The organism is Kitasatospora sp. NEAU-69 (assembly GCF_057158765.1).
Genome location: NZ_JBWXUE010000031.1, coordinates 75,966 through 95,178 on the forward strand (window position 1 = coordinate 75,966; position 19,213 = coordinate 95,178).

The 19,213-nt window shown below is 72.3% G+C and carries 13 protein-coding genes and 3 pseudogenes; 4 read left to right on the plus strand and 12 right to left on the minus strand.

Annotation, left to right across the window (positions count from 1 at the left end; translation table 11 throughout):
- Positions 1–6: 6 nt before the first annotated feature.
- Positions 7–1,557 (minus strand): FAD-dependent monooxygenase, encoded by a 1,551-nt coding sequence (locus AC060L_RS29470; RefSeq protein ID WP_483801996.1) that lies wholly within the window; start codon positions 1,555–1,557, stop codon positions 7–9.
- A 212-nt stretch (positions 1,558–1,769) separates the two neighbouring features.
- Complete coding sequence (locus AC060L_RS29475) at positions 1,770–2,435, minus strand: nitroreductase (protein ID WP_483801997.1); 666 nt, start codon at positions 2,433–2,435, stop codon at positions 1,770–1,772.
- A gap of 155 nt (positions 2,436–2,590) precedes the next feature.
- On the opposite strand from AC060L_RS29475, the pseudogene AC060L_RS29480 reads away from it, so the two are divergent.
- Positions 2,591–2,875 (plus strand): annotated as a pseudogene (locus AC060L_RS29480) (IS5 family transposase); the annotation flags it as partial.
- Positions 2,876–2,992: 117 nt separating this feature from the next.
- Here AC060L_RS29480 and AC060L_RS29485 read toward each other — a convergent pair.
- Positions 2,993–3,184, minus strand: a complete 192-nt coding sequence (locus tag AC060L_RS29485) for a hypothetical protein (RefSeq protein WP_483801998.1) — start codon at positions 3,182–3,184, stop codon at positions 2,993–2,995.
- A 10-nt stretch (positions 3,185–3,194) separates the two neighbouring features.
- The gene (locus tag AC060L_RS29490; RefSeq protein ID WP_483802009.1) at positions 3,195–3,425 is read right to left on the minus strand and encodes a Scr1 family TA system antitoxin-like transcriptional regulator; all 231 of its coding nucleotides are present in this window, start codon (positions 3,423–3,425) and stop codon (positions 3,195–3,197) included.
- Positions 3,426–3,442: 17 nt separating this feature from the next.
- Between AC060L_RS29490 and AC060L_RS29495 the strand changes: the two are divergent.
- Positions 3,443–3,625 (plus strand): annotated as a pseudogene (locus AC060L_RS29495) (ATP-binding protein); the annotation flags it as partial.
- A gap of 89 nt (positions 3,626–3,714) precedes the next feature.
- Here AC060L_RS29495 and AC060L_RS29500 read toward each other — a convergent pair.
- The 5 genes from AC060L_RS29500 to AC060L_RS29520 form a co-directional block, all read right to left on the minus strand.
- Complete coding sequence (locus tag AC060L_RS29500) at positions 3,715–5,265, minus strand: hypothetical protein (RefSeq protein ID WP_483801999.1); 1,551 nt, start codon at positions 5,263–5,265, stop codon at positions 3,715–3,717.
- A gap of 30 nt (positions 5,266–5,295) precedes the next feature.
- A complete protein-coding gene (locus AC060L_RS29505; protein ID WP_483802000.1) occupies positions 5,296–8,829 on the minus strand; it encodes a hypothetical protein in 3,534 nt (1,177 codons plus the stop codon).
- 37 nt (positions 8,830–8,866) lie between these two features.
- A complete protein-coding gene (locus tag AC060L_RS29510; protein ID WP_483802001.1) occupies positions 8,867–11,146 on the minus strand; it encodes a hypothetical protein in 2,280 nt (759 codons plus the stop codon).
- Positions 11,147–11,153: 7 nt separating this feature from the next.
- Complete coding sequence (locus AC060L_RS29515) at positions 11,154–14,339, minus strand: DUF6603 domain-containing protein (protein WP_483802002.1); 3,186 nt, start codon at positions 14,337–14,339, stop codon at positions 11,154–11,156.
- Between the two features lie 434 nt (positions 14,340–14,773).
- Positions 14,774–15,709 carry an SDR family oxidoreductase gene (locus AC060L_RS29520; protein WP_483802003.1) on the minus strand — a complete coding sequence of 312 codons (936 nt, stop codon included), beginning with the start codon at positions 15,707–15,709 and terminating at the stop codon, positions 14,774–14,776.
- A gap of 144 nt (positions 15,710–15,853) precedes the next feature.
- Here AC060L_RS29520 and AC060L_RS29525 point away from each other — a divergent pair, with 144 nt between their 5' ends.
- On the plus strand, positions 15,854–16,420 hold the full coding sequence (locus AC060L_RS29525; protein ID WP_483802004.1) for a TetR/AcrR family transcriptional regulator: 567 nt from the start codon (positions 15,854–15,856) through the stop codon (positions 16,418–16,420).
- 193 nt (positions 16,421–16,613) lie between these two features.
- Here the strand turns inward: AC060L_RS29525 and AC060L_RS29530 are convergent, their stop codons facing one another.
- The 3 genes and pseudogenes from AC060L_RS29530 to AC060L_RS29540 all read right to left on the minus strand — a co-directional run.
- Positions 16,614–16,982, minus strand: a complete 369-nt coding sequence (locus AC060L_RS29530; RefSeq protein WP_483802005.1) for an oxidoreductase C-terminal domain-containing protein — start codon at positions 16,980–16,982, stop codon at positions 16,614–16,616.
- 21 nt (positions 16,983–17,003) lie between these two features.
- Positions 17,004–17,624, minus strand: coding sequence for an FAD-dependent oxidoreductase (locus AC060L_RS29535; protein ID WP_483802010.1), 621 nt, complete (start codon positions 17,622–17,624; stop codon positions 17,004–17,006).
- Between the two features lie 19 nt (positions 17,625–17,643).
- Positions 17,644–17,877: pseudogene (locus tag AC060L_RS29540) on the minus strand (ferredoxin); the annotation flags it as partial.
- A 584-nt stretch (positions 17,878–18,461) separates the two neighbouring features.
- Here AC060L_RS29540 and AC060L_RS29545 point away from each other — a divergent pair.
- Positions 18,462–18,665 carry a cold-shock protein gene (locus AC060L_RS29545; RefSeq protein WP_184941582.1) on the plus strand — a complete coding sequence of 68 codons (204 nt, stop codon included), beginning with the start codon at positions 18,462–18,464 and terminating at the stop codon, positions 18,663–18,665.
- The last annotated feature ends 548 nt before the right edge of the window (positions 18,666–19,213 follow it).

Consider the following 19,213-nt stretch of genomic DNA (forward strand, 5'->3'; position numbering starts at 1 on the left):
AGTGGTTCAGCGCAGCGCCGGTACCCGCGACACGGTCGCTGCCACCGCCCGCCGGGCGGCCTCGAACAGCGCCTGAGGGTCGGTCTCCCGGCTCAGCCAGGCCAGATGGCCGTCCGGCCGGACCAGCGCCGCGCCGACCCCGGACCAGTCGGCCCGCGCCTCGTCGAGCTGCGCCTCGTCGAGCGGCGCGCTGTGCACGTCCAGGCCCGGCAGCACGTCGTGCGCGAGCGGGGTGAGCGCGGCGCCCGCCCGGCCGGTCAGGTCGAGCAGCAGGTAGCGGCCCCGGCGCAGCAGCGCGAAGAGCCCGTCGGTGCCGGCCGGCGCCAGCGCCAGCGCCAGGTCCGGCGCCCGGGACCCGGTCAGCGGGTGCGCCGAGGCGCCCTGCGCAGGCGGGTAGCTGATCGCGAGCCCGGCCGCCCGCACCGCCAGCTCGTCCGAGAACTCCTTGACACCGCCGATGAGTTCGCCGAGCACCTCGCGCAACGCCAGTCCCTCGGCTGTGTAGTCGGTCATCAGACCGGTCTTTGCCCGGGTGGTGCGCAGCAACTCGACGCCGACCGGGTGGCGTTCGGCGTGGTAGCTGTCGAGCAGCCCGGCGGGTGCGGTGCCGGCCAGCGTCTGGGCCAGCTTCCAGCCGAGGTTGCCGGCGTCCTGGAGGCCGACGTTGAGGCCGGCACCGCCGGCCGGGAAGTGCTGGTGCGCGGCGTCGCCGGCCAGCAGCACCCGCCCCCTGCGGTACTCGGCGGCCTGCCGGGTGGCGTTGCCGAAGGTCGAGATCCAGCGGGCGTCGCGCATGCCGAAGTCGGTGCCGGCGATCCGCCGCACCTTGGCGCGCAGCTCCTCCAGGGTCGGCGTACCGGCGCGGGTGTGGACGCTCTCGGCGTCGTTGCCGACCACCCGGTACAGCCCGTCCGGCAGCCGGAAGGCCATCAGCGTGCCGTGCGGGCCGGAGACGGAGTGCCGCGGCGGCGCCTCGTCCAGCACGACGTCCGCCAGCCAGGCCCAGACGGTCGCGTCCGTGCCGGGGAACGCGATGCCCGCCGCGGTGCGCACGGTGCTGCGGGTGCCGTCGCAGCCGACCAGGTAGGCGGTCCGCAACTGCCGTGGGCCGTCCGGGCCCTCGACGTCCACGGTCACCGCGTCGGCGTCCTGGCGTAGGCCGGTCACCCGGTGCCCGCGCAGCAGTCGAACGCCGACCGAGCGGGCGTGCTCCGCCAGCAGCTCCTCGGTCCGGGCCTGCGGGAGCCCGATGGTGAACGGGAACGGCGTGTTGAGGCTGCTGAAGTCCAGCCGCTCGGCGAGTGCAGCGAAGTGCCCGCTGGGTATCCGCACCCCTTCGGCGAGGAACGGCTCCGCCACACCACGGCAGGCCAGCAGCTCCAGCGTGCGCGGGTGGATGGTGAGCGCGCGGGAGTGCGAGTCGGGCTCGGCCCGGCTCTCCAGCACCGTGACGGGCACACCGTAGAGCCGGAGTTCGGCGGCGAGCCAGAGCCCGACCGGGCCCGCTCCGGCGATGACGACCTGTTCGGTCGGCTCAATCTGTTCGACCTGCGCCATGGATCCTCCTTGGTCGGTGGCTGCCCCGCTCCGGCTGAACGGCCAGCGGGCCGGCCCCCGTCCGACGCTGTACGTCCAACTGTGTCAACAGCCCTGATGGCTTCGAAGGTTGACGGTGAAGTCCGGCGATCCCGGCCGGCCCGGCCGGGGTGGAGCCCGCCCCGACTGCCATGGGGTCAGGGCCTGTCCTGTCGATCTCGGCCGTCCAACGGTCACACTCCGATGAAGCTCACCGTTTCCGTCATGCCCGCCCGCCCGGTGCGCAGTTGCGGCACGCCCTCCTTCTCGAACCCCACTGAGACGCCGCAGAACAGCACGAGTCCGTCATCGGCTCCGACTGCCTGGCTGACAGTCTCCCGGTACACGGTCCACATCACCTGGGGGCAGCTGTGCAGCCCCTCGGCCCTCAACAACAGCATGACCGTCTGCAGGTACATCCCCGCGTCAGCCCACTGTCCGGGCCCCATCGTCCGGTCGAGGTAGCAGAACAGGACAGCCGGCGCCCCGAACGCCTCCGAGTTCAAGGTAGCGATCTTCCTGGGCCGGTCGGGGTCGTCGCGCTCAATCCCCAGCGATTCGTACCGCTGGGCGGCGGCAGCAGCAAAGCGGTCCAGATACGGCGAGGCCAGCCCCTCCGGGTACATCGGGTACTCACGCTCGTCGCCGGGGTCCCCCACCAGTGCCCTGGCCGTCGCGGTCCGCTTGAGTTCCGCCAAGGGTTCACCGGTCACGACGTACAGATGCCACGGCTGGAGGTTCCCGCTGGACGGAGCCCGCGTCGCTGCGGTCAGCACTCGTTCGAGTACCTCCTTGGGCACGGGCTCATCGCTGAACGCCCGCACGGCCCGGCGACTGTCCACGGCCTCATACACATCCACGTCTTCGCGTCCTCTCATTCAACCGGGCCCCTCCACCGTATTCAGCGGTCAGTACCGAACATCGCCGGGGGTTGGAAGACGTCCCGACGATCAGTCCAGTCGTTGGTAGGACTGTGGGAGACAGAGGTGACTTGACGGATGCTCGGTAGAAGCGGCTGGAGCCGCTTCTACCGGTCAGCAATGGGCGCTGTGGCAGGTGTCGGGACCACCGCCAGGTCCTGAACGGGGTGCTGTACCGGATCCGCACGGGCGTGCACTGGCGCGATCTGCCGGAGCGGTACGGACCGTGGAAGACGGTGCACGAGCGGCATCGCCGCTGGTCGGCGGACGGAACGTGGGAAATGCTCCTGCGGCGGATCCAGGCCGAGGCGGACGCGGCCGGCGAGATCGACCGGGACGTCTCGGTCGACTCGACGTCCGTGCGCGCACACCACCACGCACTGAAGACCTTCCGCGCGCTTGCAACCAGGTTCGACACGCGCGGCTGCGTCTACCTCGGAACCGTTACCGCAGCCGCGCTCGTCATCTGGCTCCGCTCGTGATCGCCAGGACACTGCCTAGAGCAGGTGGTCGGCCTTGCCTGCCTTGATGTCGAGGATCATGGTGCGCAGGGCGGTCATGGAATCGGTGATGGCGTGTTCCTCTTGGCCGTTGACGGCGATGAAGGCGTTGCCGTCGGCGTCCGTGCCGAGGCGGAAGCAACTCCCGGAATCCTGGCAAAAGGGCGCGTCCCACGTAATTTCTGACATGCGGCTTCTCCTAGAGCTGTTGTGCGATGGAGTGGATCAGGTCATGCGACTGGTCCGGTGGCAGTGCGATGCGCTGCATCTGATCAAGGTGGAGTGAGAACTTGCGAAGCTGTGCTTCGAGATGCAGGAACTCGGCGGCAGTTGTTCGATCCAGTTGCACCACGTCCAGACTCGGCACGTCCCCCTCGGCATAGACCATGGACTGTCCCGAGCCGGGAAACGCCCCAGCGGAGAACGGGATGACCTGGACCGTGACGCCACTACTGGCTGGCCGTCTCCGACCCGGGGTCCGGTCGGCCCGTCCTCGCCTCGCCCGACCCGCAGGCGTGCGGTGGTCGGGGCCTGCTGCTGGTCGACGCGCTCTGCGACGTCTGGGCCGTCGTGCCCCGGCGGACGCGCGGCAAGTCCGTGGCCGCGGGGATCCGGCTGCACGCGGCCTGACGGAGCGCCGCACATGTGCGGCTGCCCCGCCGGAGGGGACGGGGCAGCCGCACGGTCCGGTGTGGGCCCGGACTGGTGTTGGCCTGCTGCTATGCGGCGATCAGGTCCTTGGAGGGGCCGATCGGGAACCAGTACAGCTGCATCGGGACGCTGCTAATGTCTACGATCTTGTCGGTGGCTTGCGCGTAGCCGGAGATGGCTTGTCCCTTGCGGACGAGGACGCTCAGCGGGTGGCGTTGGCCGGAAACGCCGGACTGCCTGAGGATCGGTGCGTCGATCCAGTATTCGTTGCCGCCGACCGTCAGGAAGAGCCGAGCGAGCAGGCCGACGTTGTCGTCGTATCTCGTGTGGTCCTGCATGACCAGGACCGCCGTGAGGAGCCCGTCCGTGGGGGCCGTCCAGCTGAAGGAGTCGTTGCCCCCGTAATTGTGGACGAAGCGGTTGCCGAGCATGTCCGTCGCGCCGCCGACGTACAGCGTGCCGTTGACGGCCGTCGCCCCGTTGGCGGTGAGGCCCCCGGTGACGGTCGCGTCCCCGTCCGTGGTGGTGTTGCCCGGGAACCGGACCCCGCCGGTGACGCCGCTCGTGGTCAGTTTCTGCTGGTTGTTCGCCTTGTACCAGACGTCGAGGTCCCCGTTTGCGGTCAGCAGGCCGCCGACGGTGAGGGTGCCGCCGATGTCGGCGGCGCCGAGGCTGACGGGATGGCTCGCGTCAGCTCCGTGCACGGTCCCGGCGACGTGGATCTCCCCGGCGACCTCGAGTGTCCCCCCGGCGTGCAGTCCGTTGACGTTGCTCTGTCCGGCGACGCTGAGGTCTCCGGCCGCCGTCAGCGCCCCTCCCACCGACAGCGCCCCGCCCACCGACGCGGTGCCGAGGTCGAGGTCGGGCTTGTCGACGGTGACGGTGGTGTGCAGGTAGTGGGTGACGCTCTGGCCGTCGGTGGTGAGGCTGGCCTTCAGGTAGAAGGTGGTGTCGCAGTGGAAGGGGTCGGGCGAGGTCCAGGTGTAGCCGTCGGCCTCGCTCACGGGGTAGGACTTGTTGTTGTAGAGCACGTCGTACTTGACGCCGTACGAGCCCGTCCAGGTCAGGGTGACCGGATCGCCGTTCTTCACGCTGGTCTTGCCGTTGTCGAGGAACGTCGCTCGTAGATCGCTGAGTTGGAAGCTCGGATAGCACTTGCCGAGGTTGAACCTGGCGGTGCCCTTGACGGTGTCGCCTTCGTCGTCCTGGGTCTTCTCATCGATGGTCACGGTGGTGACGCCGATCTCGCCGTTGACGGCGATGCCTCCGAGTTCGAACAGCACGGCCTTGCCGGTGACCGCGACGGAGTCCTGCTCACCGGCGGGAACGGCGAGGAACGTGCCGTCGGTCTCGCGGGTGAAGGTCCAGTCGGTCGCGGGGGAGACAGTGAGGGTGATCTGGTCGAGGTGTTCGGTGAGGTCGCCGGCGCCGGTGCCCTCGGGGAGGGTGAACTTGACCATCGTGACGTGAACCGGGTCGGTACCCGGGTTGGCGGCGGTGACGGTGATCTTGGCGGGGGTGGGCGCGGTGCCCGCCGGCGTGATCTCCAGCGGTGACGGGCTGGTGGTGACGAGGTACTTCAGGGTGGTGTCCGCCGTGGCGGCAGCACTGATGAACAACGGTTCGAACTCCTTCTCAGGGCAAGCCGGTTACTGCGCGTCGGTGATCGCCCCGCGCAGCCGCAGCCGGCCGGTGCGGGCGCTGAGCGGGGTGGCCGGGACGTGGCCGGGGGCGCCGGACGGCGCCGGCGGGGCGTCCTGCCAGCCGGTGGCGGTGGGTTCGGTCCAGGTCCAGTCGCCGTGCCGGACCGAGGGCCGGGGCAGCGTCCAGCCGGTGGTGGGCCGGCCGTCGGCGCCGGTGACCTCCTGCGGGCCGGTCAGGAACGGGCCGAGCCGGAAGGAGACCTCCATCCGGGACAGCGCCGGCCCGACGAACTCGGCCGGGACGCCGAAGACGGAGACCGGCAGGATGTCGCTGACCGCGTGCACGAGGGCCCGGGGGTCGGCGAGGAGTGTCAGGTACTGCGGCGCACCGTCGGTGGTGAGGGTGAACCCGGCGCCGATCGGGCTCAGGTACGGCGGCGCGTCCTTCGGCGGGTGGACGGCGTGCAGGGTGCCGTAGTCGTCGCCGGCGGCGTAGCCGATCAGGCCGTCGGCGAGGTTCTCCAGTGCGCCGAGCCGTACGCCCCATGGGTAGTCCAGGGACGGCGGCCGGGGCGCGGTCTTGCCCGGGTCGAGGACGTACTGCCACTGTGACCAACTGGGGTCCATCACCGGCGGCCCGTCGAGTTCGAGGGCGAGCCGGGTCCGCAGCAGCGCCAGCGGCCGCCCGGCGAGCACGGTCATCGTGGTGTCGTCCCAGCCGCCGAGCGGGTTGACGGTGTAGAGCGTCTCGTCGATCGCGGTCAGCGTCGCCGCGAGGGCCTCGGGCCCGGCGGCGACCAGTCCGTTCAGGAAGGCGGCCAGGTGCGGCATGTCGGCGGCGAAACCGTCCGGCGTGGCGTAGGCCGAGCCGGGGGCCTGGTCCCAGACGACCTGCTGCCCGCCGTCGGCGGTGTAGACGGTCCGGCACTGGCCGAGTGCGCCGCCGTCCGGGTCGAAGGCGTCGAGGGCGGCGTCGAGGTGGTTCGGGAGCAGCCAGCCGCAGACCGGGTTCACGCCCTCGTGAAGGTCGAGCACCTGGCTGTCGTCGGTGGCGGAGACGGCGTCGAAGCGCAGCCGGGCGCCCTGGAGCAGGCGGGGGCGCAGCTCGGTGAACCGGCCGGGGAACTCCGGCAGGACCGTCGCGCCGTCGTCCGGCCGGACGCTGTCGGCGAGCACCAGGGCCTTCTTGTCGCTGTCGGTCTCGCTGCCGCTGCCCTGCGGGTTGATCGGGTCGCTGACCTGGCCGAACTGGTCGACGACGGCGATCCGGTTGAAGTAGAACTGGCCGGCGCGCAGGTGGGGGAAGACCGAGGCCTGCCACTTGCCGCTTGACGACAGCTTGCCGGGGACGGGGGTCGTCTGGTGCTGGTTGCCGACCAGGGGGGCCGGCGCGGTGCTGTCGCCGGGGTGGGCGCTGAGGGCCTGGTCGCGCAGGGCGATGCGGGTGGTGAGCCCGTCGACGGCCTGGCTGAGCAGGTCCCAGCCGGCGACCCGGTCGGCCAGCTGCTGGAGGTCGTCCTGGGGTGCGTCGGGGTGGCTGGCCCGGTACTGCCTGATCTGGGCGGCGAGGTTGAAGGTGGCGTGCGGGGTGAGGAACATCCGCCCGGAGTAGACCTGGTACGTGGCCGGTACGCCGGTCCGGTTCCAGTGGTAGCGGGTGCCGTCGAACGACCAGCAGGCGCCGTCGGCACTGTCGTGCGGGAGCGGGTAGTAGAACAGCTCGTAGAGCAGGTAGAGCGGCTTCCACGGCTGCTGCCAGCTGTCGGTGCCCAGCGCTGGGAGGGTGCCGGCGACGCGCCCGCCCGGGTCGGCGACGGCGTCGGCCAGCGTGCCGGCGGCCTGGGCCTGGTCGAGCAGCCAGAACTCGCCGAGCAGTGCGTCGACGGTGGCGGCTGCGGCCTCGGGCAGGTTCGCCAGCGGCCACCCCGGCACTGGGGCCGGCGCGGGGGCGATGGTGCCGCCCAGGTCGATGCCGGTGAGCAGCTGATCGGGCGTGCGGCAGGGCAGGGCGGCGCTGAGGTCGGCCGGGGCCGGCGACCTGACGCCGTTCAGCAGCACCACCGGGTCCTGCGCGTGGTGGAACTCGCCCAGCGGTGAGCGCTTGAGCGTCAAGGCGGTCGGGTCGGCGCCGCGCGCCGTCAGGTACGCCTGCGCGGCGGTGGCCAGCTCCTCGTCGGTGGCCCCCCACGGGATCGGCTGCTGGTGACCGGAGCCGGGGGTGCGGCGCGCGGCGATGTCGGCGATCAGCGCCGTGACCCGGGCGGCGAGGCTGCCGTCAGTACCGGGATCCAGCGCCGCCGGCAGCGTGCCGGTGTAGGCGTCGGGCTGGTCGTCCTCGTTGTTCAGCCACCAGGCGCCGTACAACTTCCACTGTGCGTCGGCTAGTTCACGGACCTTCGCGTCGTGGGCGGCCTGGTCGGTGTTGAGCCGGGTGCGCAGCTGCTCCAGATCGCTGTCGCTGTCATCGCCGCTGGTCGCGGCCGGGCTGTCGGTGTCGGCTGCGACCAGGTCCCAGGTGTAGCCGCCGTGGGTGGAGCCGAACCAGGCACGGTGGATCGACTGGTCCACGGCTTCGGTGCCGGAGTCGTCCAGGCTGTCGAGCAGGCCGTGCGCCAGCGCCTCCAGCTGCGCGGCCTCGCCCGGATCGGTGCCCTTGCCCACCAGCAGTGCGGTGAGCGCGTCGATCGAGCTGTTGCCGACGGCGACGTCCACCTGCACGCCCTCGGGCCGGTCCGAGGCGGGCGGGCTGCCGGTCCTGTCCCAACTCAGGCCCAGCACCTGGCCGGTGTAGAGGGAGCGGTCGGCGGGCGGGGTGTCGGCGGCCGGGTCGGTGCCGGGGTCGCCGGCCAGCACCCAGCCGAGCTCGGCCAGGCTGGTCGCGTCGTGCAGCGGGTCGGCGTCCGGCGCGGAGTACCAGCCCGCGACGAGGTAGCCGAGGGTGTCCCGGTCGGCGACACCGGCGAGGTCGTCGTGCAGCGAGAGGACGTTCTCGTTGTACGGCTGGAAGGCGGAGAAGGTGAGCAGGCCCGGCCCGGCGGCGGTGACGTACGGCTGCTGCCCGCCACTCTCGCCCGGCCAGTCGCCCGCCGCGAGGCGTCGGCCGATGTGGACGCTGCTGCTGGTCCCCGGCCGCAGGTACGGGGTGGTGCCGGTGGCGGTGTCGTCCGGCGGGATCCAGTCGCTCTCGACCACCCAGGCGGTGGCGGAGCGGTCGGTCGCCGGGCCGCTGTAGCGGACGACCAGCCACCGGTTGGGCACCAGCGGGAAGCCGGTCTCGCCGGTCTCCGGGTCGTGCCGGCCGTTGCGCAGCGCCTGCGGCAACTGCCACTGCAGGTAGACCCCGTTGGCCGTCGGATCGTCGGCCCAGTGCGCGGCCTCGTTGTTGTCGAAGGGCTGTCCCTCCGGCGAGGTGTTCTCCTGCAGCAGCTTGAAGTTGGCCTTCCAGCGCAGGAACGGCACGCTGAAGCGGACCTCGTCGTTGACCGCCAGGGCGTCGACCTGGACCGGGACGACCAGCGGTCCGGTGTCGTTGTTCGGCATGGTGCTCGCTTTCGTCTTCGTCAGGAGCGCTGGGGCGTCAGGAGCGCTGGAAGGTCATCTGCTGGGCCGCCTTGACCATCTGGATCGCCCAGCCGGCCGAACTCAGGCCGTGGGGCTGGGCGTGGTCGCCGAGCGCGGCGGTGATCGCGTCGCCGAGCCGGTTGACGTCCAGCACCCGGGTGTCCGGGTCCAGGTAGCCGCTGACCTGGGGGATCTTGACGTCCGGCAGGGCGGTGCCGATCTGGTCGCTGAGGTCGCGCAGTTGCAGGATGTCGCCGTCCTGGATGCCGAAGTGCAGGCCCTGCGGCGGTTCCGTCACGACGAGCCGGTCCACGATGCCGTCGGCCAGCACCAGCAGCACGTCCTCGCCCAGCACGTCGGCGCGCAGCACCGTCAGTTCGTCCGCGCCGCTGTCGCCGCCGTACAGGTGCATGCGCAGGGCCGGCCAGCCGGGCACCAGCGAGGAGCGGACCAGGAAGCCCGAGATCCGGGCGGGCAGGTCGGTGAGGACCTCGTGCAGCAGGGTGGTCAGCTCGCTGTCCAGGCTCCCCGCGATGCCGATGCTCAACGCCCCGTCCACCAGCGCCTCCTGCCAGGCGCGGTCCACATAGCAGAAGCGCAGGCTCTCGTTCGGCAGCAGCTCCTGGCGCGGCAGCAGGTGCTCCAGCGGCACGGGGTACAGCAGCGCGAGGCGGTCCAGCCAGTCCAGCACCGGGTCCGCCTGCGCGGCCGTGGCCGCCCGCAGCGCCTCCCGGGTGTCGGGCTGCGCCAACTGGCCGCGCAGCCACGGCGCGGCGGCCTGCTGCGGCGGGACCGGCACGGCGGCGGTCAGCCGGCGGCCGGCGGCGGCCGGGTCCAGCGGGGCGGCCAGCGCGGTGCCGAGGGTGCCGGAAAGGCCGCCGCGGACGCTGGTCTCGAACGCCTGCCGGGCCCGGCGGGCACCGATCGCCGCCGTGGCGTTCAGGCGGCCGGTCGCGGCGCCGGTTCCGGCCAGGCTGCCCTGGCCGGCCCGGCCGCGCGCGGCGAGCATCCGGCCGGCCCGCGCTCGCGCCACCGTGCGCCAGGCCATCAGCGCGGGCGGGAAGGCCGGGTCGGCCAGCGCCAGCGACCGGCCCAGGTTCCACGCGGCGGCGTAGCTGACGTCGAACAGGCCGTGCTCCTCCAAGTACACCAGCCGCGCATCCGAACTCGCGCTGTGCGCCACGGAGTCCGGGAGCGCCTGGGCGGGCACTGGGGTGAGCGGTCCCCGGTACCAGGCGTAGCTCTGCTCACCTGAGCCGAGCCGGTGGGCCAGCGGCGTGTAGCCCTGGGTGAGCCGGTCGGCGGCCTCGCCGGTGGCCGTGCCCGGGGGCAGCCGCAGGCCCAGCGCGGCGGCGTCGTCGCGGCCGGGGGCGGCCAGGTTCTCGATCAGCGTCCCGAAGTGCGCCCCGGAGTCCGGCAGCGACCGGAACGACCAGGCGCGCAGCGACACCAGGCGCACCGGCGCGCTAGCCGGGGTGCCGTCGAGGTGGTCGGCGAAGCCCTCCAGCGAGACCAGGTGGGCCACGTACTGGCCCCCGGCGGCGCTGGGGAAGCGGTTGCCCACGACGACGGCGTGCAGCCCCTCGTACGAGGCGTCGTCGTTCAGCGCCGTCCGCCACCAGCGCGGCGGGGCGGCGCGTGGGACGCCGCGCAGCGAGCGGACCCCCGCGCGGTCGCTGCGCGAGCGCAGCCCGCTCGGCTCGTCGTCGCCGCGCCGCAGGTGGACCAGCCGGCCCAGCTCGCCGGCGCGCGGTGCGATCGCGGCGAACAACTCGGCCGGCACGTCGACGGTCTGGCAGACGGCGGCCTGGTCCTGCTCCGCCACGTCGGTCAGGGCCGGGGCGATGGCCTGGTCGGCAGAGGTGGCCAGCAGGTCGGCCACGGTCCTGGTCACGGTGCGCCCGGCGGCGGTCGGATCGCCCGGCAGCTCGCCCTCGGCGAAGAGCAGCACGGCCAGCCACGGCACGACCGGCTGCCCCGGGACGGGCGCCTCGCCCGTGAGGGTCCGCTCCCAGGGCAGCGGCGGTGTGTCCAGGGTGATGTGCGGCAGCAGCTGGTCGAACGTGCCGGTGGCGCCGTCGGTGGGATACACCCCGTGCACCGCGCCGGCGGGCAGCGCGAACCGCGCGGCCTGGACCTCCAGGGTGCGCACCACCGGCGTGTCGAAGTAGTCGCCGGTGTCCAGGCCGTCGATGCCGTGCGTCGTGCTGATCTGGTAGGTGCCGGCCTCCAGCGCCGGGACCAGATTGTCGTGGAACTCGAACCCGCTTGCCGTCTCAAGGCGTTGGTTGCTCATCGGGGCATCAGTCTCCTGTCGGGACGAGGAGCGGCTCGGCGGCCAGGTCGGTGCGGGCGAGGCCGGCGTAGCGGGTCAGCGGGTCGGCGGCGTCGAGCGGGTAGCCGAGCGAGCCCAGCTGCGTGCGCAGGGCCTCGCGGCGGTCGGCCGTCGCCTGCGCGGCGATGCCGGTCGCAGTCGCGGTGATGGCCGCCACGGTCTGCGCGTCGGCCTCGGGCACCCGGCCCGCCGCGGCCGCCGCCGGGTCCAGCGGGAGCGCGCCCTGCGGTGTGAGCGGGGCGAGGTCGAGCGCACCCGGTACCGTCGTCAGCTGCCCGCCGAACGCCGGCGGCGGGACGGTGACCTTCAGGCCGGTCAGCCGGTCCGGCAGCAGTCCGCTGCCGGTCAGCGTGCTCTCGCCCGGCCCCCACAGCGCCTGCGGCACATTGGCGGACACCGGCTCGGCGGCCCAGTCGGAGTGCTCGATCGCCTTGCCGTCCCGGGTGATGGTGACGGTGTGGGTGGCCGTCAGACCGCCCTTCTGCATCGGGCGGATGTGCAGCAGGTCCTCGTCGCCGCCCGCCACGGTCCGGCTGCCGAACACCAGTTGGCTGGCCGGTACCGCCGAGGAGGTGGTGAAGCTGAACCCGTGTGTGGAGGCGTACCAGGGCTGGTCGTCCGTGTCGCCGTCGCGCACCCGGGCGACCGACGAGGGCGAACTGGGCTGCCAGGAGAGCCCGTCCACCGGGTTCACCTGCAACGCCCGTTGCTTGGGCGGGAGATGGACCTGGAACTGCGTCCAGCTGGCCGCCGGCAGGTGGTCGGGGCGGCTCTTGCCGAAGCCGATGTGGAAGCTGATGAACCACAGGTGGATCGTGGCGATGCCGCCGATCGGCGGTCCCCACAGATCCACGTCCACCCCGAGTTCCAGGCTGATGGTGATGTGGACGAACCAGACCTTGATGGAGACCCGGATCCCGATGCTGACACCCATGCTGAGGTCGAAGAAGAACGGCGACCACTGGATCAGCGCGTCCAGGTGCGCGGTGAACCAGGCCCGCAGCGGACCGGTGTCGAAGACCAGCGCCAGCGCGCCGCCCAGCATCGCCGCGTGCGGCGTGACGGCCGCATACGCCTGGGCCGTCAGCGTGAGCGTGTTGCTGATCGACCACTTGATGCCCACCCGGGGCACGTCCGGGTAGTGGTCGGGCTTGCTGAATGCCGGGTGGTAGCCGCCGACGGTGACCACGAAGTCCCCGGCGTACGGGCTCGGGTTCACCCAGGTGCAGAGCGCGAGGCCGCCGGTCGGTTTGCAGTTCTTGTCCAGGACGTAGGACTCGTCGGTCAGTTGCGCCGACAGCGAGAGCAGGCCGTCGCTCTGCCGGTACAGCGCGCGGGCCGCGATCTCCACCCGCACCGCCGGGTCCTTGCCCGCCTCGCGGTCCTTGGGGAAGTCGAACCGCCCCAGCCCGAGCAGCGAGATCACCAGCGAGTCGCCGAACTCGACCAGTGCCATCGCGCGGAAGTCGGCGAACTCGAAGGTCGTCCAGTGCAGGCCCGCCGCGACCCAGTCCTCACCGACCTTGGGCGCCACCCAGGGCGCCGTCCCGCCGGTGAGCCTGTCCAGCACGCCCATCGGGGTCGTGTCCGCGTCGGTCAGGTTGAGCAGCGGGAAGGTGTCCACCTGGGTGATCTCCGGGACGCGGACCTCGCTGTTGTAGCCGAAGCCCAGCGAGACGTCCTTGACCCGGAAGGGCGGCGGGCCGAAGCCCGACTCCGGGTTGCTGCCCGTGCCGAGCTGGCCGAAGAGGAAGAGCGAGAGGGTGCCGTCCGCCTTGCGCGCGTAGGAGCCGGCGATCCCGACGCTGATCACCGGCGCCGTCAGCATCCCCGCGCCGTCGAAGCGCACCGGCCAGTCCGCGTCCGGGCGCCAGCGCAGGGCGGCGCCCAGCGCGATGGGGTCGATCTTCGCGCTGATGCCCAGGCCGTCGAGCACCGGAGTCGTGGCGGTGGGGTCGGCCACCGGCACGCTGAACCCGAAGCCGCGCGCCTCGAAGGCCAGCCCGTGCGCGGTGACGGTGAAGTCCGCGAGGACCTGGATCGCGCCGCCGGCGTAGCCGAGGTTGATCCCGCCCAGCCGGAACGGGCCGCTGGACTCCGCCTTCGCCGGCGCGTCGGCCGCCTTGCTCGGCCCGTCGTCCTGCTGCGGCACGGTCCAACTCTTCGACGCCCCGCCCAGTCGGACCTTCACCAGGTCCCGGGGCTTGCCCCCGAGGTCGTAGGCCAGCGACGCCGTCACGCCGCTGTCCAGCGGGCCGTCCGGCAGCTGCGGCGCCGCCGCGCCGGGGAAGTCGCTCTGGACGCCCTTGAGCACCTCGTTGACGTCGGTGACATCGCTCTGGTCCAGCCCGGCCGTGCTGAACAGCAGGGCCACGTGCTGCATCACCAGGTCGTTCGCGGCCGGCACCAGCCCCGACACGATCGGCAGGCCGGACAGCGAGAGGCCGAGATCCACCTTGACCACGCCGACGTAGCGGCGGGGCTCGCTGCCGCGCTTGGGCAGCGCCAGCAGGGCCCAGGTCACGGTGGAGCCGGAGGTGGCGGGCGAGCTGCCGGTGGCGAGCGCGACGGTCCCGGACACCACCAGGGTCTTCTTCTCCTGGTCGTACCGGAACCAGACGCCGGTGAGACTGACACCCAGGTCCCCGGCCAGCGCGCAACCGAACGCCTTCGTCACCGCCTGGAGCGACGCGCCGCCGTCGCCGTCCGCCACCGGCGGACCGTCCCCGTCGATCGGCACTCGATACGCGGCGCCGCCGAGCGTGCAGCCCAGTACCGCGCCGACCTCGCCGCCGCGCAGCACGAACCTGGGCGCGTCGAAGCCGTAGTCGGGGAGGTAGCTGAAGTCCAGGCCGGCCGACGCGGTTTGGAATGTCCAGGTCTTGAGGGTGAACGCGATCTCGAATCCGGCGAGTTGGGTGCCGCTCTCGTCCGCGGTGAAGGTCACGGTGACCGGCAGGTCGGCCGCGTCCGGCAGGGAGGAGGTCCCGGTGACCGTCAGGTCCGCGCCGTTGGCCGTCTGCTCGACGGTGAGCGTTCCGCCGAGGTGCCGCTGGATCAGGTCCGGCGCACCGATCTCCGCGCCCGTCACCTGGAATGTCTTGCCCGTGCTGTCCGTCAGCCGTTTCCGCAGGTCCGCGATGGTCAACGTCATCAGCTGGTCGACCTCCCGTCTGGTGTGAGTTCCGTCCGGTGCTCGACTCCGCCTGCCGGCCCGGACCGATCCCCGGCCCGGTTGATGGCGTGGCTGTCCCAGGGGATTCGGTAATGGTCCGGTGCGGCAACGGAGTTGGTTCAGTGGTCCCCGGAGCGGCCCACTCCGGACTGGGACGGACACAGCGTATCCGAACCGTGTACGTCCGATTACCCAAAGCCACTGACTTGGCTGATACACGTCACCCCGCTCGGCGCACGGGCGTGCGCGAACGGGGTGGCGGGCAGTGGGGCAAGGGTGCGGCTTTGGCTGGAAGTTGACTGAATTCTGCACCTGCCCGCCGCATTGCATCACGGAATCCTCATGCGCCGGCCGGCACCTCGGCAGGCCGACGCACCGGCCGGTCCTGCCGACTGCCGCAAGAGCCAGGCGAGTTACCGGTCCGCGGTCCGCCGGAAGTAGTGGCCCTGGTCGAGGTCCTCGAGCAGCCCAGGGTCGGTCGGCTTCCAGCCCAGCTGCTCGCGGGTCAGCGCGCTCGAGGCCGGGCTGTCGGCGCCGAGGAAGCCGCCCAGCCAGCCGAAGTGCTCGCCGGCGTCCTCGGGGGAGACGGCGGCCACCGGCAGGTCGAGATGGCGGCCCATCACCTCGGCGACGGCGCGGATCGGCACGCCCTCGTCCGCGACCGCGTGCAGCGTCGAGCCGGCCGCGGCCTGCTCCAGCGCGAGCCGGAACAGCCGCGCGGCGTCCGCCCGGTGCACCGCCGGCCAGCGGTTGGACCCGTCGCCGAGGTAGCCGCAGAGGCCCTTGGCCCGAGCGATGCCCACCAGGGCCGAGAGGAAGCCGTGGTCCCCGTCGCCGTGCACCGTCGGGGGCAGCCGCAGCACGGAGGAGCGGACGCCACGGTCGGCGAGCGCGAGGGTCGCCCGCGCGGTGGCCTGCCGGAGCTGGGGGCCGGCCGCCGGCGTGCCGGCCGGGGCGGGCGTGTGCCCGTCCTGTTCGGTCGCCACCCGGCCGGGCGCGACCCCGAGCGTCCCGGAGGCGATGACGAGCGGGCGGCCGGAGCCGGCGAGCGCCTCGCCGAAGGTCTCGATGGCGCGGCGGTCCGCGGCGGCGGCGCCGTCGTAGTCGCCGGAGAAGGCGATGTCGTGCTTGAAGGCGAGGTGGAGCACGCCGTCCGACGCGGCGGCCGCGCTGCGCAGGCCGTCGAGATCGTCGAGCGTGCCGCGCTGCACCTCCACGCCCGCGGCGGTCAGGGCGGCGGCCGAGGCGTCCGAGCGGGCGAGGCCGACGACCTGGTGTCCCGCGCCGATCAGTTCGGGGACGACGGCGGAGCCGATCCAGCCGGAGGCGCCGGTGACGAAGACGCGCATGGGAAAACCTCCTGGTCCTTCGATGTCCCTGGTCCGGGTGCCGGGCGGAGAGCATCGATGTCATTCAGTGACATCAACGTACACCTGATGTCGTCCAGTGTCATCACCTCGATGTCATTCGGTGTCATCGCGTACGATCAGGGCATGACTCGATGGGAGCCCAACGCGCGCGGCCGCCTGGAACAGGCGGCCCTGGAGCTCTACGTGGAGCGCGGATACGCGCAGACGACCGTCGCGGAGATCGCGGCGCGGGCCGGGCTGACACCGCGGACGTTCTTCCGGCACTTCGCCGACAAGCGCGAGGTGCTCTTCGGGGGTGCGGGCACGCTCCAGGAGCTGATGGTGGCCGCCGTCGTCGACGCGCCGGAGTCCGCGACGCCGATCGACGCGGTGGCCGCGGCCCTGCTGGCGCTCGGCCCCGGGTTCGAGGACCGGCTGGACGGCGCGCGGCTGCGCCAGCGCGTCATCGTCGCGAACGCCGAGCTCCAGGAGCGCGAACTGATCAAGCTCGCCACCCTCGGCGCGGCGCTGGCCGACGCGCTGCGCCGGCGCGGGGTGGGCGAGCCGGCGGCGACGCTCGCGGCCGAGGCGGGGATCGTCGTGTTCCGGGTCGCGTTCGAGCGGTGGATCAACGGCCCCGGCCGGCCGGACCTGGCGGAGCTCATGCGCGAGTCGCTCGACGACCTGAAGGCCGTGACCGCGGGCGGCTGACCAGGCACGCCGGCCCGGAGTGGCGCCTTGCCGGGCGGCATCGGCGGCGCGGTCAGCAGCAGCTGGGCGTAGAGGCCGATGGCGGCGATCATCACGGCGCCGATGAAGCGTCGCCGGACGTTCTTCCGCGCGGGCAGGCTCAGCAGGTACGGCAGCAGGCTGCGACGGGCTCGGCGACGGGCTGCGCGACGGCTCACCGGCGCCGCCCCCGCCGGGGCGCCGGCACGTGCGCGAGCGCGCCGGTGCGGCCGATCCGGTCGCGGTAGCCGAGCAGCTGGCGCGGCATGTCGAAGGCGACGGCTGCCACCAGCTGCGCGCCGCGTGGCGTGTCGCGGTGGTAGGCGGCGACGAAGCTCTCGGAGCGCAGCGAGCCCTCGACGATCTCCATCCGCTCACCCAGCGCGGGCATGCCGACGGCTTGCAGGCGGGTGCCGTGCTGCTCGGACCAGAAGCGGGGCACGGGCGTGAAGACCGGCGCCCCGGCCGGGCCGCGCAGCAACGCGTCGGCGGCGTGCTGGCCCATCTCGATGGTGTGGATCAGGTGCTCCACCCGGCGCGGCACGGCGTCGAACCGCTCGTTCGGTCACCGGGCCACGTCACCGGCCGCGACGACGCCGGGCACCGGCCGCCCGGCCGGGTCCACCGCGTGACAGGTGGCGTCGCAGAGCACGCCGTCGGAGATCTCGAGCCCGCTGCCGTGCAGCCACTCGGTGCGCGGCACGCTGCCCACTCCCAGGACGACGAAGTCGGCGTCAACGACTTCTCCGTCGTCCAGCCGCAGGCGCAGGCCCGCGCCGGTGTCGGTCCACTCGCTGATCCGGGTGCCGAGCCGCACGTCGACCCCGGCCCGGAGCTGGATCCGGCCGACCAGCTCGCCCAGCCGGCTGCCCAGCACCCGGCGCAGCAGCGGCGCGCTGTGCACCACCAGCGTCACGTCCATGCCCTGGGCGCGGGCGGTGCAGGCGAGCTCGCAGCCGACGAAACCACCGCCGAGGATCACCACATGGCGGGCCCGGGCCGTGGCCATCGCCCGCCGGATCGCGGCGGCGTCGGCCAGCGTGCGGACGGTGCGGACCCGGTCGCTGATCACCGGCGTCTCGGGCAGCCGCCGGGCGTCCACACCGGTGGCGATCAGCCGCCGTCGGTGTGGGCTTGGCGCCGGTGCCGCCGTGACGCGGGCGCCGGGCCTCGGTGGGCAGTGCAGCGTCTCGGATGGCGATGGCCTGCATCGGGCAGCAGCGGACGGCCTGCCGGGCGCCGGCCGCGAGGCGGGCCGGCACGGTCGCCGTGTTGTGGAGCGAACCGCCCTCGGCGATCCGGAACACCTCGGGCGCCTCCTGCTGGCAGATGCCATACACATGGCACCGGTTGTTGTCCACGCTGACCTTCACCGGCGCCCGCTCGGGGAGGAGCTCGGGAAGTCCTTCGGCCGGCCGGACGGTCGGGACGGTCGTCATGTGGTGTCCAAGTCGCTCGGGAAGGGTCACCGGCGGAGTCGGTACGAGGAAAATCCGTTGTTCGGCGCCGGGCCGCCGGGCCGCCGGGAGAATCCGGGAAATGCGATCGTATGGCCGGTGTCACGGTCGGAATTCGTGTCTGAAAGGACCGCTAACCAACCGCTAACCACCCCATAAGACTGAGCCGCCGCGTCGCACAGCCGGACGGACCCTCCGCCCGAGCGGGTGAACCTGGCGCCCGGGTCCACGGCGCGGCTGCCCGGCCGGTCCGGCCCGCGCGGCCCGCGTGGCCCGGCCGGATCCGGCAAGGCGCGCCTGGCTGGGCCGGGGCAGGCCAGGGCGGGCGGGGCCGGGTCCGGCCGGCGAGTGCGACCGAGAACACCTGAACCCGCGCCCGAGTCCCCTGGCAACCGGGGCCCGGACCAGGTAACGTTCTTATTAAGCAGTCGTGGTTCCGAAGTTCTCGCCCGCGGTGATACGCCGTGGGCGTTTTTGCTGTTCAGCGCTTCTCCGGACCAAGGCGATCATCTCCGGGGCCCGCACCGTGCGGGACCCGATCCGTGCCCCTTGAGAAGGAGAAAACTATGGCTACCGGCACCGTGAAGTGGTTCAACGCGGAAAAGGGCTTCGGCTTCATCGAGCAGGACGGCGGCGGCGCCGACGTGTTCGCCCACTACTCGAACATCGACGCCCAGGGCTTCCGTGAGCTCCAGGAGGGCCAGAAGGTCACCTTCGACGTGACCCAGGGCCAGAAGGGCCCGCAGGCGGAGCACATCCGCCCGGCCTGACCCTCAGCGCGCGACCGGGCGCCCCGCACCTTCGAGGTGTGGGGCGCCCGGCCGTCTCCCCGTCGCCGGCCCGCCGTCTGGGCGCCGCGCGACGCCGCGCCAGGGGATTTGCGTCCGGGGCTCGGGTTGCCTAGTGTTCTCAAGTCGCTCGGCTGGGAGCACCGGACACGCATCTGCGCGGACGGTCCCGGGGCGGCCACTCTCCTGAAGTACCTCTCTCAGTACATCTGTGCTGGTCTCTGTGCTGCCCGTCTGTGGCGGCGTGGGCCGGCCTGCTGTGCTGTGCCGGTATTTCGGTTGCGTGGGCGGACTTCGGTCGGATTCGCTTTTCGGAGCGGAGTTCAGCTAAAGTTCAACACGTCGGACAGGCCGTCAGGTCGGTTACGGCGAAGGCCACTTGAGGCCGAAACGGTGTGGAGGACCTGCTAAGGTCGGAAACACCGAGAGGGAGTCGGAAAAGCCACAACGGCGGATCTGATAAGCTCTACGAAGTAAGAACGAAGGGCCCGGAGGGACTGCGAGAGCAGCTCGAAGGAAGTCTCCGTTCC

What these genes read in the sequence shown, in the direction of transcription:
- AC060L_RS29470 (WP_483801996.1), bottom strand. Translation starts at nt 1,557, where the DNA reads ATGGCGCAGGTCGAACAGATTGAGCCGACCGAACAGGTCGTCATCGCC.
- AC060L_RS29485 (WP_483801998.1), bottom strand. Translation starts at nt 3,184, where the DNA reads ATGTCAGAAATTACGTGGGACGCGCCCTTTTGCCAGGATTCCGGGAGT.
- AC060L_RS29505 (WP_483802000.1), bottom strand. Translation starts at nt 8,829, where the DNA reads ATGCCGAACAACGACACCGGACCGCTGGTCGTCCCGGTCCAGGTCGAC.
- AC060L_RS29510 (WP_483802001.1), bottom strand. Translation starts at nt 11,146, where the DNA reads ATGAGCAACCAACGCCTTGAGACGGCAAGCGGGTTCGAGTTCCACGAC.
- AC060L_RS29515 (WP_483802002.1), bottom strand. Translation starts at nt 14,339, where the DNA reads ATGACGTTGACCATCGCGGACCTGCGGAAACGGCTGACGGACAGCACG.
- AC060L_RS29520 (WP_483802003.1), bottom strand. Translation starts at nt 15,709, where the DNA reads ATGCGCGTCTTCGTCACCGGCGCCTCCGGCTGGATCGGCTCCGCCGTC.
- AC060L_RS29525 (WP_483802004.1), top strand. Translation starts at nt 15,854, where the DNA reads ATGACTCGATGGGAGCCCAACGCGCGCGGCCGCCTGGAACAGGCGGCC.
- AC060L_RS29545 (WP_184941582.1), top strand. Translation starts at nt 18,462, where the DNA reads ATGGCTACCGGCACCGTGAAGTGGTTCAACGCGGAAAAGGGCTTCGGC.